Raw genomic sequence first — 13,128 nt, forward strand, 5'->3', positions numbered from 1 at the left:
GTCCGCCGTCCCGCGTGTGCCCACGTCACGGCAAGGCGGTCGCTTTTATGTCTGGCAAGTGACGACTTCGGTATGGCCGACGCCGACCGGGACCAGCCAAGCGACACGATGCGAGAGCGGGCGGAGGAGAGCACGTGGCTCCTCTGGGTGTTACTGGACGCCGACCGTCGGTTCGTCGCTGGCCTGTTCTCGGCGGGCCTGTTCGCGACGCTCGTGGTCGTCGGCGTCCTCCACCCCACGCCGGGACAGAAACTACTGACGCGTGGCGACCCCATCGAGACGCTGTATCAGGCGCTCATCACCGGCACCATCACGGGCGTCACGCTGGTGTTGACGCTGAGCCAACTCGTCCTCTCACAGGAACTCGGCGCCGTGGGCGACCAGCGCGACCGGATGGCGGGCGCGATGACGTTCCGTTCGGACGTGGCCGACGCCGTCGGCGCGGCCGTCAGCCCCGCCGAACCGTCTGCGTTCCTCCGGTCGCTGGTCCGCGCGACGAAAGAACACGCCCAAGAGGTCGAAGCCGCCGTCGAAGCCGACGACCTGGACCAGAACCTGACGGATCTGCTGTCGACGTACCTCGACTCCGTCGTCGGCAACGCCGACACCGTCACCGACCAACTCGAAGGCGCGAACTTCGGCGAGTTCGACGTCGTGAAGGCCGCACTGAACTACAACTACTCGTGGAAACTGTACGCCGGCCGGCGCATCCGCAAGGAGTACGCAGAGGAACTCTCCGACGAAGCACTGGACCGACTCGAGACGCTCGTCGACACGCTGGAACTGTTCGGGCCGGCCCGCGAACACTTCAAGACGCTGTACTTCCAGTGGGAACTGTCGAACCTCTCGCGGACGCTGCTGTACGTCGCGGTGCCAGCGCTGGCCGTCGCCATCTCCGCACAGGTGTTTTTCGACCCACGTGACTTCGCGAACCTCACGTTCGGCGTCGCCAACTCGCTGTGGATACTGGCGATTACGACCACGGTTTCCCTGCTGCCCTTCACGCTCCTGCTCGCGTACATCCTCCGCATCGTCACCATCACCAAGCGGACCCTCTCTATCGGCCCGTTCATCCTCCGCGAGACGGACCGCTCGGTGGACGTAAACTGGGACTGAGCGGGAGCGTCTCCTACGAGGGAAAACCGTCGACGCCACCCGTATTTATCACACGGCCGAACGTTCGGCTGGAGTATGGCAGCGCTCTCGACGGGTGCGTTGGTAGTGTTCGCACTCGTCGCCGTCGTCCTGATACTGTTCGTCACCGAGTGGCTTCCGCCCGACATGACCGCGGTGGCAGTCCTCGTCTCGCTGGCCGTCCTCGAACCGTACACCGGCGTCCCCGCTCTCGAGGCCATCGCTGGCTTCGCCAGTCCCGCGGTCGTCACCATCCTCGCGATGTACATCCTCAGCGCGGGCGTCGAGGAGGCCGGCGTCGTCGATTGGCTGGGGGCAAGACTGGCGGCCCTCACGGGCGGTGACGAGGGCCGACTGCTCGCGGCCATCGTCGGCACCACGGGCGTCAGCGCGGGGTTCGTCAACAACACCCCCATCGTCGCCGTGTTCATCCCCCTCGTCACCGGTCTCTCGGAACGGTACGGCATCTCGCCGTCGAAGTTCCTCCTGCCGCTCTCCTTTGCGGCGATGCTCGGCGGGACGCTGACGCTCGTCGGCACCACGACGAACCTGCTCGCGAGCGACATCTCCCGAGACCTGCTGAACGAACCGTTCTCGATGTTCACGCTCACGCCCGTCGGTATCGTCATCCTGCTGGTCGGCGTCGGCTATCTGCTCACCGTCGGCCGGGCGCTCGTCCCCGAGCGGATACACCCGGCGGCGGACTTCACCGAGGAGTTCGACATGGACCGCCACCTCGCGCAGTTGACGGTCCGCGAGTCCTCGCCGCTGGTCGGCCTGACCGTGGCCGAGACGTTCGACAGCGAGGGCGTGGCCGCCGTCGTGGCGGCCGACGCCGGCGAGGTCGCACTCGCCGACGGCGAACCCGCCGAACTGGCGCCGATAGACGTCGACGTGCTCCAGATTGACCGGGACGGAGAGTCGTTCTTCGCGACGGCGACCGACCGACCGCTCGAACCGGGCGACGTGCTGACGGTTCGGGGCAGCACACAGGCAGTCAACCAGTTCGGCGAACGCTACGGCCTGCGACAACTCCCCCGCGAGTCGGTGACCGAGGAACTGTTGGCCGAGAGCGGCCACTCCGGCGTACTCGCGGAGGCCGTCGTCCACGGGGAGTCGCGGCTCCTGGGCCGCACGCTCGGGGACGTCGGCCTGCGCTCGCGATTCGACGTGACGGTGCTCGCGATTCGCCGCGGGAGCACAGTCATCCGTGAGGGGTTCGCCGACGTCGAACTCGACGCCGGCGATACGCTCTTGCTCCAGACGCCTGTCGAGGAGATAACCCACCTGGAGGAAGAGGGGTACCTCGTCCTCACGGAGGGGCCGCCGGTACTGTTCGACGGCATCCACGAAGACGAACCGGCGCCGACGCTCAGCCCCCGAGCGCTGGTACCTCTCGGTATCCTCGTCACCGTCATCGCGCTCGCTGCGGCGGCGGTGGTCCCGATATACATCGCCGCACTCGGCGGCGTCGTCGCCATGGTCGCGACGGGGGCGATCGGGGCCTCGCGGGCCTACGATGCGGTTAGTTGGAACGTCGTCTTCCTGCTAGCTGGGCTCTTACCCCTGGGCGCGGCGATGCAGGCCACCGGCGGCGCGGCGTTCGTCGGCGGCTTGCTCGCCGAGGTGGCCGTGGTCGTGCCGCCGCTGTTCTTGCTCGCGTTGTTCTACCTCCTGACGGCGGTTCTCGCCAGCCTCATCACCCCGGTCGCGACCGTCGTGCTGATGGCGCCAATCGCCGTCGCGACGGCACAGGACATCGGCGTCGACGGGACGCCCTTCTTACTCGTCGTCACCTTCGCCGTCGCAACCGCCTTCCTCACCCCCGTCGGATACCAGACGAACCTGATGGTGTACGGTCCCGGCGGCTACCGGTTCACCGACTACGCCCGCGTCGGCGCGCCGTTGCAGTTACTCCTCTGTGTCGTCACCACGGTGGCGGTCACGGTCATCTGGCCGCTGTGAGCCCACGCAGTAACGGCGGAGAACGGAACGTCAGGCCTGCTCGTCGTCTTTGAGCTCTTCGAGTTCGGACTCGACCTCGCTCTCGTCGACGTCGGGCGTCTCCACGTCGTCGGCGGTGTCCTCGGCGAGTTCCTGTTCGAGTTCCGTCTCGACGTCGCTGGGTTCGGCGTCCACGGATTCGGTTTCGCTGGCCACCTCGTCGGCCTTGCCCATCTCCTGTTTCAGCGTGTCGAGTTCGGCGTCGACGGCCCCCTCCTGCTGGATGTCCTCCAGTTCCTGCTCCAGCGAGCTCTTATCGGAGAGTTGGTCCTCCAGTACGCCGTCCTCGCGGAGTTCGTCCATCGCCTGTGCGCGAGCCTCCATGTCCTCGGTGCGTTCCTCTGCGCGCTCGATGGCACGGTTGACGTCCTCCATCTCGTCGCCGGCCCCGGTCATGGCTTCGTTGACTCGCTTCGAGGCTTTCGCGGCCTCGTGGCGGGCCTTCATCGTCTCCTTCTTGGTGCGGAACTGCTCTATCTGGCGCTGGAGTTCGTCTTTCTGGTCGACGAGTTGGTCCTGCTGGGACTCCAGGTGAGATATCTGGGAGTCGAGTTCCTCTATCTGGGTCATCTTCTGTTTTTTCTTCTCTAAGGCCTGCCGGGCGAGGTCCTCACGGTCCTGCTTGACGGCCTGTCGGGCCTGATCGTTGTGCTTCTCGACGTTCTCCTCTAACCGGCGCTTTTGTATCTCCAGTCGTTTCTTCTGGGTCGTCAGGTCCGCGATGCCTTGTTTGACGTCCTGCAACTCGTTTCGCATCTGCTCGTAGCTGTAATCGAGTGTCTCGGCGGGGTCTTCAGAACGGTTGAGCACCGCGTTCACCTTCGACCGAATGATGTACGAGGCGCGCGAGAGGATTCCCATGGCTCAAAGTTCGGTGCTGTTGACTTAAATTTCTTCCACTACTGGCCGTCGTGAGACGACCGTCGCCGGGTAGGCCAACGGAGGTGACGACGCTTCGGACGACCGCGCGGCGCGTGCTGCGGCGACAGATACAGGGCTGCACCCGCCGACGATGTGGGCATGAGCGAGACAGTTCACGTCCCCGGTGGTCGGCGGGTCGTGGCGACCCTCGACTCACCCGAGACCGACCGGGCCGTCGTCGCCTGCCCGCCACATCCCCGGTACGGGGGCAGTCGGTCGGACCAGCGGCTTCGCGCGGTGAGCGACGCGCTCGGTCCCGACGTCGCCTGTCTCCGGTTCGATTACGGCCCGTGGGACGGGGGGCGGGGCGAGCGCGTCGACGCCGAGAACGCGCTGGCGTGGGCGAGCGAGCGCTACGACGCCGTCGGCCTGTTCGGCTACAGTTTCGGCGCGGACGTGGCGCTCCGGGCGGCCGCCGAGGTGAGCGAGGACGACGCGCCCGCCGCTCTCTCGGTACTGGCCCCGCCCGCCGCCCTATCGAACGGCACTGCCGTCGACGCGCTCGACGCCATCGGCTGCCCGGTACAGGTCGTCTACGGCGACCGCGACGACACCGTCGACTGGAAACCCGTGGTCGAGCGCGCACAGGAACTCGGCCACGCCGTCGAGTCGTTCGCCGCGGATCATCACTTCGTCGGGCAGGCCGAGAAAGTCGCCGACGTGGTGACAACGTTCCTCAGGGCGCACCTGTAGCGACCGGCGAAACGGCGAGCGCGCTCCCGCCGGACGTGGTCCAGTCAAGCGCGACGACGCGGCCGTCGCCGTACCGGACCAGCACCTCCGCCCCGCCGTCACCGTCGAGGTCCGCCGACGTGGCGAACGTCCAGATGGGGACGGAACGCTCGTAGGCCGCGCGTTCCTCGCCGGTCCGGCCGTCGAGAACCGCGACGGTGCCGTCGTTCGTCACTGCAATCACGTCCTGCGTGCCGTCGCCGTCCACGTCGCCCAGCACCGGCGCGTAGGCCGTCTGGCGCTCGCCGCCGCCCAGCGACGTTCGCCACTCGGTCTCGCCGGCGTCCACGTCGATAGCCAACACCGTGTTCCCCGCGACGCCGGCGTACACCTCGGCGCGGCCGTCACCGTCGGCGTCGCCTACGTCGTGGATTCGGGGTGTCCCGCTGATGTCGGCCGTCCACCGTCGCTCACCGGTAGCCCCGTCGAGCGCGGTCAGTTCGCCCGTACTGCCCGCCAGCACCGTCCCGTCCGGGCCGACGGCGAGCGTCGTCGCGTCGACGTCGGTACGCCACCGCTCGGCACCGTCGCCCTCGTAGACGACGACGCCGCCGTCGCCGCCGAGGACCACCTCGGACGCCCCGTCGTCGTCCACGTCGGCCAACCGCGGCCGCGCCCACACGGTCATGTTCGCGTCTCGTCGCCACGCCACGGTCCCGTTCCCGTGGGCGACGACGAGCGTCCCCGCGATGTCGCTCGTGACGACGTCCGGGCCCGCGTCGCCAGTGACGTTCCCGACCGAGGGCTGGCCGTAGCCGTACGTCGACAGCGGCACGCGCCACTCCTCGGTTCCGGTGGCCGCGTCGAGGACGACGACGGCGTTCTCCGTCGTGCCGACGGCGGCCTCCAACCCGCCGTCGCCGTCTACGTCCGCGACGGCCGGTTGGGTGAGCGCGTGGGTGAAACACTCTCCGGCCGGGACGCTCCACCGCCAGCGCGTCGCCCCGTCGCTCGGTCGGAGACGGACGAGCGAACAGGAGTTCGGGCCGATCGGTTCGGCGTTGGGAACGGCCGCGACGGGCGCGACGAGAACGTCGCCGCGCGGGCCGACGCCGACGGCGTGGTGGTTCACCTCGTTCTGGCGGGCCGTGTCGCTCACCCACGTCTGGGTGAGTGCGCCGCCGTTGGCCGTCACGCCGACGGCGAAGACGGCGGCCAGCGCACCGCAGACCAGCAGCGCGACGAGGGCCGTCCGGGGTCGCATTGTCGACACTCGGCGTTCGGCGAGCATAAGGTCGGCTATCGTCTGCGCCGGGCGAGCGAGAGCGGTACGTACTTGCCCGGCGGCGGGCCAGTCTGGGGTATGGACCGCCGCCGCCGCTGTCGGGCGCTCGCGCTCACAGTCACGACGCTCGCGACCCTCGGATTCGTCGGTGTCGCGAGCGCGCACGGAAGCGTCGGCAGCGGCGTCGAGGCACCGATTCCGCTGTGGCTCCTGTACACCGGCGCGGGTGGCACCGTCGCCGTCACTGCGGGGTGGCTGGCCATAGGGGAGCGAGAGGCCGGTGGCGGCCACGAGACACCGGCGCTCACCCTCCCCTTCTGGGCCGCACAGACGCTCGCCAACGCCGGGCGGACCGTCGGCCTGTTCGCGCTGATTGCCGTCCTCGCCACCGGTATCCTCGGCCAACAGATCGCGTCGGAGAACGTCGCGACGGTACTGTTCTGGCCGGTGTGGCTGAAGGGGCTCGGCCTCCTCGCCATCGTCGCCGGGAGTCCGTGGCGCGTCGTCTCGCCGTGGGGCACGCTGTATGCGGGCCTCGCGTGGCTTGAGGGGGACCCGCCGGCACTGCTGGCCGAGTACCCCGAACCGCTCGGAGACTGGCCCGCCGTCGCCGGGTTCGCGCTACTGGTCGGCGTCGTCGAGAACCTCACGACGCTCCCGCGTTCCCCGCGTCTCACCGCCGCGCTGGTCGCGGGCTACGCCCTCGTGATGGTCGTCGGAGCGCTCGCGTTCGGGCCGACGTGGCTCCGCCGGGCCGACCCGCTGGCGGTGCTCTACCGACTGCTGGGGCGAATCGCACCGATACACGTCGACAGTGGCTACCGGATAACGCTCCGAGCACCGTGGCGGGCCTGCACCCGCACCGTGACCGATAGCTCGACGGTGGCGTTCGTCGTCCTCGCGCTGTACACTGTCAGTTTCGACGGCATGGCCGAGACGACGACGTTCCGAGCGCTGCTGGCCGCGATGCCCGAGGCGCTCGGTCCGACCCCAGCCGCAACCGTGCTGTATCTCGCCGGGTTCGCGCTGTTTCTGGGGAGCTACTGGGCCGCCGTCTCGCTCGTCGACGCCGCCGCGGGCGAGTCGCGGCCGGTCGGCCGGACAGCGACGGCCTTCGCCGCCTCGTTGCTCCCCATCGCGGGGGCCTACGAGGTGGCCCACACCTACCCGTTCGTCCTCCGGAACCTCGGGACGCTCGCCGACCTGACGACCGCCGGCCTGTTCGCGCCCGACCCCGTCGCGGGCCTCTCGCTGGCGGCGTTCTGGGGGTCGCAGGTGGCACTCGTCGTCGGGGGTCACCTCGTCGCCGTCGTGGCCGCTCACACCGTCGCAGTCGGGCGGTACGGCCGCGCCGCCCGGCGGGCACACCTCCCGCTTGTCGTCGTCATGGTGGGGTACACCGTGCTCTCGCTGTGGATCATCTCACAGCCGGTCGCGAACTGAGGAGTCGACCATCGCCAGTGAGTTCGGGCATACCCTTATCATCAATAATGTACTATAGGAGACTATGTCGACAGCACGACCGCTACCCATCGGGCCGCGGGTCAGCCACGGGGCCGTCTCGCTCGTCACCGGCTTTCTCGCCGGTCTGGCGCTGTTCCTCGCCATCGGTGCCACCGCTGGCGACGCGGTCTTCTCGGCGCTGTCGCTCGCGCTGGTCGTCACCGTCAGTCGGACGCTGATTCGGTGACGGCGGTCGTCAGTGACGGGCGCGGGGACAGAAACGTCCAGTGTCTGACTGACAGGGCATGACGAACGAAGGGTGTCCCGAAACCGTTTTGGCGACACACTGTCCACGGTCGGTATGCCGACCGAACCCGAAACGGACTACGACCCGGAACTGGGTCGGAAGTTCATCTTCGTCACCGGTGGCGTGATGTCTGGCCTGGGGAAAGGCATCACCGCCGCCAGCACGGGCAGGCTTCTCAAGAACGCCGGGTTCGACGTTACAGCGGTCAAAATCGACCCGTATCTGAACGTCGACGCCGGTACCATGAACCCCTTCCAGCACGGCGAGGTGTACGTGCTCAAAGACGGGGGCGAGGTCGACCTCGACTTGGGGAACTACGAGCGCTTCCTCGACATCGACATGACGTTCGACCACAACGTCACGACGGGGAAGACCTACCAGCACGTCATCGAGAAGGAACGCGCGGGCGACTACCTCGGTCGCACGGTCCAGATTATCCCGCACATCACCGACGACATCAAGCGGCGCATCCGCGAGGCCGCCGAGGGCAACGACGTCTGTATCATCGAAGTCGGCGGCACCGTCGGCGACATCGAGGGGATGCCCTATCTGGAGGCCCTGCGCCAGTTCGCCCACGAGGAGGACGAGGAGGATATCCTCTTTACGCACGTCACGCTCGTCCCCTACTCGAAGAACGGCGAGCAAAAGACCAAGCCCACCCAGCACTCCGTGAAGGAACTGCGCTCTATCGGTCTTCAGCCGGACATTCTGGTCGGCCGCTGTTCGGACAAACTCGACATCGACACGCGAGAGAAGATAGCCCTGTTCTGTGACGTCCCCACCGAGGCCGTCTTCTCGAACCCGGACGTCGACGACATCTACCACGTCCCGCTGATGGTCGAGGAGGAGGGGCTCGACGAGTACGTGATGGAACGGCTCGACATCGCGGACGAAGCCCTGCCGGAGGACGAACGGGAGAACCGCTGGCGCGAACTCGTCACCCAGCAGACCGACGGCGAAGTCGACGTCGCGCTCGTGGGCAAGTACGACCTCGAAGACGCCTACATGTCCGTCCACGAGGCGCTGAAACACGCCGGACTGGAGAAGAACGTCGACGTGAACGTCGAGTGGGTCAACTCCGAGAAGATGCCCGACCACCACGAGGACCGGATGCGCGAGGCCGACGCTATCGTCGTCCCCGGTGGCTTCGGCACGCGCGGCACGCAGGGCAAGATCGACGCCATCCGTTACGCCCGCGAGAACGACGTGCCCTATCTGGGCCTCTGTCTGGGCTTCCAGCTCGCCGTCATCGAGTACGCCCGGAACGTCCTCGGACTGGAGGGCGCCCACTCGGCCGAACTCGACGAGGACACGCCACACCCCGTCATCGACATCCTGCCCGAGCAGTACGAGATAGAGGACATGGGCGGGACGATGCGACTGGGTGCCCACGAGACGGACATCGAGGCCGGGACGCTCGCCGCCACGCTGTACGGCGGCACGTCCTGTACCGAGCGACACCGCCACCGCTACGAGGTCAACCCCGAGTACTTCGACCAACTCGAAGACGCCGGGCTGAAGTTCTCCGGGCGCTCCGGGAACCGTATGGAGATACTCGAACTCGCGCCCGAGGACCACCCGTACTTCATCGGGACGCAGTTCCACCCCGAGTTCCGCTCGCGCCCGACACGGGCTAGCCCGCCGTTCGTCGGCCTGCTGGAGGCCGTGCTGGGCGACGACCCCCACGCCGCTGAAACCGAGGAGGTGAGCCACTGATGGTGGACGTCGAGGAGTTCATCGAGGAGGCCACAGCCGAAATCGCCGAGGAAGTCGGCGACAAGAACGCCGTCATCGGCCTCTCCGGTGGCGTCGACTCCTCCACCGCCGCGGCGCTGGCCTACGAGGCCATCGGCGACCAGCTCACCGCTGTCTACGTCGACACCGGCCTGATGCGGAAAGGCGAGACCGACGAGATTCGCGAGACGTTCGACTACATGGACTCGCTGCGCATCGTCGAGGCACAGGACCGCTTTCTGGAGGAACTCGAAGGCGAGACGGACCCAGAAGAAAAGCGCCACATCATCGGCGAGCAGTTCATCCGGGAGTTCGAGGAAGTCGCCCGCGAGGTCGACGCCGACTACCTCGTGCAGGGGACCATCTACCCCGACCGCATCGAGAGCGAGGGGACCATCAAGTCCCACCACAACGTCGGCGGCCTCCCCGAGCGCATCGACTTCGACGGCATCGTCGAACCGATGCGCGACCTCTACAAGGACGAGGTCCGGGAAGTCGCCCGCGCACTCGATTTAGAGGAGATTATCTCCGAGCGGATGCCGTTCCCCGGCCCCGGTCTGGCCGTCCGCATCATCGGCGAGGTCACCGAGGAGAAACTCGAAGTCGCCCGCGAGGCCAACCACGTCGTCGAGGAGGAACTCGAAGAGTACGAACCGTGGCAGGCCCTCGCGGCCGTCATCGGGAAGGCCACCGGCGTCAAGGGCGACAACCGCGTCCACGGCTGGGTCGTCGCGGTGCGGTCCGTCGAGTCGCGTGACGGCATGACTGCCCGCGCACAGGAACTCGACTGGGAGACCCTCCAGCGGATGCAAAGCCGCATCACGGGCGCCCACGAGAACGTCGCTCGCGTCGTCTACGACGTGACCCACAAACCGCCGGCGACAATCGAGTACGAGTGACGATGCAGGTCATCATCGTCGGGTCCGACCCCGACGGCATCACCGACGCACTCGAAGCGGAGGGGCACAGCGTCACCGTCGCCGACGTGGGCAACCGCCCCGGGCTAGAGGAAGCCGGCATCCACGACGCCGACGTCTACCTCCTCACCGAGATGGCACAGGCCACCTCCATCGCCGTCGCGAAGGACCTCGTGCCCGACTTGCGAATCGTCGTCTACGCCGAGGGGTCGCTGCCGGACTTCGCCAGCAGACAGACCGACCTCGTCGTCGACCCGAATCTGCTCGGCCCCGAGGCCGTCGCCGAGGAACTGTAGTCCCGTCTCAGACCGTCGCCGCCAACTCTGCGACGCGCCCGCTCCCTCCCTTCTTGAACGGGACGCCGTGGCCCATCGCGGCCACCTCGAACGGCGGCACGCGGTCCATCAACTCGCGGAGACTCCGCGTCACCGCGCCCGTGTCGTAGCTGCGGAGCCACGGCGACGCCGAGAGGACCCCGCGGTTCTCCCGCAAGAGGTCGCCGAGAAACGCCGTCGACAGCGCCTCGCTGACGTAACAGACGTGGCCCGGCGTGTGACCGGGGGTGTGGTAGACAGTGAAACTCCCGACCGTGTCTCCGTCCGCGACCGATTCGACCGGGTTCGAGGGCGTGGAGACGAGACGGCGAGTCAGTCGCTGGAGCGTCCCTTTGTGGTTCGTCAGCGGCGGTTTGTCGGTACCCGTGACGTACGGCGCGTCGGCCACGCCGACGTATATGGTCAGGTCGACGCCGTCGAACGCCGAGAGGCCGCCGACGTGGTCGAGGTCGTAGTGCGTCAGGAGCACCCGGTCCAAATCGCGCAATTCGAAGCCCGCCTCCCTGACGCCTGCGACGAGAGCGTTGCCGTGCCACGGCATCCCGGCATCGACCAGCGTCAGCGTCCCCGCGTCGTCGACGAGGTAGGCGTTGACTCCCGAGAGGTCGTACCACCAGACGTCGTCCGAAAGCGGCGTCACCATGCGTGGGTTTTGGGCCGCCGACGGCAAAACCCTTCTCGGCGACGGGACCACAACACCCATAGACCGTCCGACAGAGCGGCCAACCATGGCCCGCGACACCGTCGTCTCCTGGCGGGCGTTCGCCCTGTTCCTCCTGTGTCCGCCGCTGGCTATCCTCGCTCTCGTCCTGTTTCCACTGACCATCGCGGTGCTGGTCTGGCTGTACTATCGCGGCAAGAAACAGGCGCTCGACCAGCCGTCGGCGTCGACCAGCTAGCCAGAGACAGGGCACGAAACGACCGGCTGCTCACTCGTCCATCGCGTAGGCGAGTCGGTGGGGCACCAGCGTCAGCGTGCGGACGATAGCCGCCAACGCGACGAAGATGCCGACGAGAATGTGGGCGATACCGCCGAGTTTCAGCCAGAGCAACAGCGACGGGAACTTGTGGATGGTCGCGAGTTGCGCGTTCAGCAGGGACGCACCGGCGCGGTCCGGGCCACCGCCGGCGATGCTGTGAGTCGTCTGCGTGGCGAAGAACTGGTCGATGAGTGGGTGGAACTGCGTGAACTCGAGGAACAACGCGGCCCCGACGAGCAGATATCCCACGCCCGCGAAGACGGCGCCGACCACGAGCATCTTCTTTATCGACCCCATCGTCGAGAGGATGGTCTCCGGGCTGTACGTCTCCATCGTCGGTGGCGTTTCGGTTGCCATTACGTCCAGAGAGACGATAGATTACTATCTAAAACTGGGTTACTATTGCATACCCACATCCGAGCCGCGAAAACGTTATATATGGGGCCGAATGGCACACTCAGAACGGCAACTGCGACCGGAAGTAGTGATAGCCGGTCTTGACCTTCGAGGGCGAGCGGATGCGGTCCATCTCGTCGTCGGTCAGTTCGAAATCGAAGATAGCGAGGTTCGCTGCGAGGTGGTCACGGCTGGACGCCTTCGGGATGGCGGCGACGCCGTCCTGCTGGACGAGCCATCTGAGCGCGACCTGTGCGGGTGACTTCCCGTAGCGGTTCCCGATCTGGACGAGGGCCGGGTCCTCCAGTACGCCGCCGCGGGCCAGCGGACTGTACGCCGTCAGGAGGACGTCGTGGATGCGACAGTAATCGAGCAGTCCCCGCTGGTCACAGTAGGGGTGATACTGCACCTGATCGGTGAGAATCGGGGCGTCGGAGCGCTCTCGGGCCTCGTCGAGCAGCGACCGCGAGAAGTTGCTGACGCCGACGTGTTCGACGAGGCCGTCGTCGACGAGGTCGTTCATCGCGCCGAGCGTCTCCGAGAGGGGCGCCATCCACGGCGTGTTCGGCCAGTGGATGAGCAGGAGGTCGAGATAGTCGGTTCCGAGTCGGTTGCAACTCTCGCGGGCGGACTGTCGGACCCGCCGCGCGCTCCGGTTGCGCCCGTCGAGTTTCGTCACGAGAAAGACGTCCTCGCGGTCCACGTCGGCGGCGTCGATGCCCATGCCCACCTGCCGTTCGTTGCCGTAGGCCTGTGCGGTGTCGACGTGTCGATAGCCCATCTCCAGCGCCGTCCGGACCGTCTCGCGGCAGTCCGGCCCGGTCAGTTGCCACGTGCCGAGGCCGAGTGCGGGAACGGACTCGCCCTGCACCTGAATCGTCTCCATGGGGGCAGTTAGTCGGCCAGCGGCAAAACGGCAGTGCCAGCGGGAACCGGGAGGGAGGACACAGAGCGGGCGTTCGTGACGGTGACAGCCGAGCCGTCACGACGAGGGGGCATC

At 67.3% G+C, this 13,128-nt stretch carries 14 protein-coding genes; 9 read left to right on the forward strand and 5 right to left on the reverse strand.

Features of this window, described 5'->3' with window-relative positions; all coding sequences use genetic code 11:
* Window positions 1-72: 72 nt before the first annotated feature.
* Window positions 73-1,116 (forward strand): hypothetical protein, encoded by a 1,044-nt coding sequence (locus tag G9465_RS17200; RefSeq protein WP_166972230.1) that lies wholly within the window; start codon window positions 73-75, stop codon window positions 1,114-1,116.
* 75 nt (window positions 1,117-1,191) lie between these two features.
* Entirely contained in the window at window positions 1,192-3,099 is a 1,908-nt protein-coding gene (locus G9465_RS17205; RefSeq protein WP_166972232.1) for an SLC13 family permease, read from the forward strand.
* Between the two features lie 30 nt (window positions 3,100-3,129).
* On the opposite strand, the gene G9465_RS17210 is transcribed toward G9465_RS17205, so the two are convergent.
* Window positions 3,130-3,999 carry a PspA/IM30 family protein gene (locus G9465_RS17210; protein WP_166972234.1) on the reverse strand — a complete coding sequence of 290 codons (870 nt, stop codon included), beginning with the start codon at window positions 3,997-3,999 and terminating at the stop codon, window positions 3,130-3,132.
* 159 nt (window positions 4,000-4,158) lie between these two features.
* On the opposite strand from G9465_RS17210, the gene G9465_RS17215 reads away from it, so the two are divergent.
* Entirely contained in the window at window positions 4,159-4,752 is a 594-nt protein-coding gene (locus tag G9465_RS17215) for an alpha/beta hydrolase (protein ID WP_166972236.1), read from the forward strand.
* On the opposite strand, the gene G9465_RS17220 is transcribed toward G9465_RS17215, so the two are convergent.
* Window positions 4,736-5,995: a PQQ-binding-like beta-propeller repeat protein gene (locus G9465_RS17220; RefSeq protein WP_166972239.1), complete on the reverse strand. Its 1,260-nt coding sequence runs from the start codon at window positions 5,993-5,995 to the stop codon at window positions 4,736-4,738. The genes G9465_RS17215 and G9465_RS17220 overlap by 17 nt on opposite strands.
* 99 nt (window positions 5,996-6,094) lie before the next feature.
* Here G9465_RS17220 and G9465_RS17225 point away from each other — a divergent pair, with 99 nt between their 5' ends.
* The 5 genes from G9465_RS17225 to G9465_RS17245 all read left to right on the forward strand — a co-directional run bounded on the left by G9465_RS17225 (window position 6,095) and on the right by G9465_RS17245 (window position 10,713).
* Entirely contained in the window at window positions 6,095-7,459 is a 1,365-nt protein-coding gene (locus G9465_RS17225) for a hypothetical protein (protein WP_166972241.1), read from the forward strand.
* A gap of 64 nt (window positions 7,460-7,523) precedes the next feature.
* The gene (locus G9465_RS17230; protein ID WP_166972243.1) at window positions 7,524-7,706 is read left to right on the forward strand and encodes a hypothetical protein; all 183 of its coding nucleotides are present in this window, start codon (window positions 7,524-7,526) and stop codon (window positions 7,704-7,706) included.
* A 114-nt stretch (window positions 7,707-7,820) separates the two neighbouring features.
* Window positions 7,821-9,482 carry a glutamine hydrolyzing CTP synthase gene (gene pyrG / locus G9465_RS17235; protein ID WP_166972245.1) on the forward strand — a complete coding sequence of 554 codons (1,662 nt, stop codon included), beginning with the start codon at window positions 7,821-7,823 and terminating at the stop codon, window positions 9,480-9,482.
* On the forward strand, window positions 9,482-10,399 hold the full coding sequence (gene guaA, locus G9465_RS17240; RefSeq protein WP_166972247.1) for a glutamine-hydrolyzing GMP synthase: 918 nt from the start codon (window positions 9,482-9,484) through the stop codon (window positions 10,397-10,399). Before pyrG ends, guaA begins: the two co-directional genes overlap by 1 nt.
* 2 nt (window positions 10,400-10,401) lie before the next feature.
* Window positions 10,402-10,713, forward strand: coding sequence for a CTP synthetase (locus tag G9465_RS17245; RefSeq protein WP_166972249.1), 312 nt, complete (start codon window positions 10,402-10,404; stop codon window positions 10,711-10,713).
* Window positions 10,714-10,720: 7 nt separating this feature from the next.
* Here the strand turns inward: G9465_RS17245 and G9465_RS17250 are convergent, their stop codons facing one another.
* Window positions 10,721-11,395, reverse strand: a complete 675-nt coding sequence (locus G9465_RS17250) for an MBL fold metallo-hydrolase (RefSeq protein WP_166972251.1) — start codon at window positions 11,393-11,395, stop codon at window positions 10,721-10,723.
* Between the two features lie 85 nt (window positions 11,396-11,480).
* Here G9465_RS17250 and G9465_RS17255 point away from each other — a divergent pair, with 85 nt between their 5' ends.
* Complete coding sequence (locus tag G9465_RS17255) at window positions 11,481-11,651, forward strand: hypothetical protein (RefSeq protein WP_166972253.1); 171 nt, start codon at window positions 11,481-11,483, stop codon at window positions 11,649-11,651.
* Window positions 11,652-11,681: 30 nt separating this feature from the next.
* Here G9465_RS17255 and G9465_RS17260 read toward each other — a convergent pair whose 3' ends face one another.
* Window positions 11,682-12,089 carry a hypothetical protein gene (locus tag G9465_RS17260; protein WP_166972255.1) on the reverse strand — a complete coding sequence of 136 codons (408 nt, stop codon included), beginning with the start codon at window positions 12,087-12,089 and terminating at the stop codon, window positions 11,682-11,684.
* A 100-nt stretch (window positions 12,090-12,189) separates the two neighbouring features.
* Window positions 12,190-13,014, reverse strand: coding sequence for an aldo/keto reductase (locus G9465_RS17265; RefSeq protein WP_166972257.1), 825 nt, complete (start codon window positions 13,012-13,014; stop codon window positions 12,190-12,192).
* Window positions 13,015-13,128: the final 114 nt, after the last annotated feature.

Source organism: Haloarcula sp. JP-L23, from assembly GCF_011602445.1.
GTDB classification, from domain to species: Archaea; Halobacteriota; Halobacteria; order Halobacteriales; family Haloarculaceae; genus Haloarcula; species Haloarcula pellucida.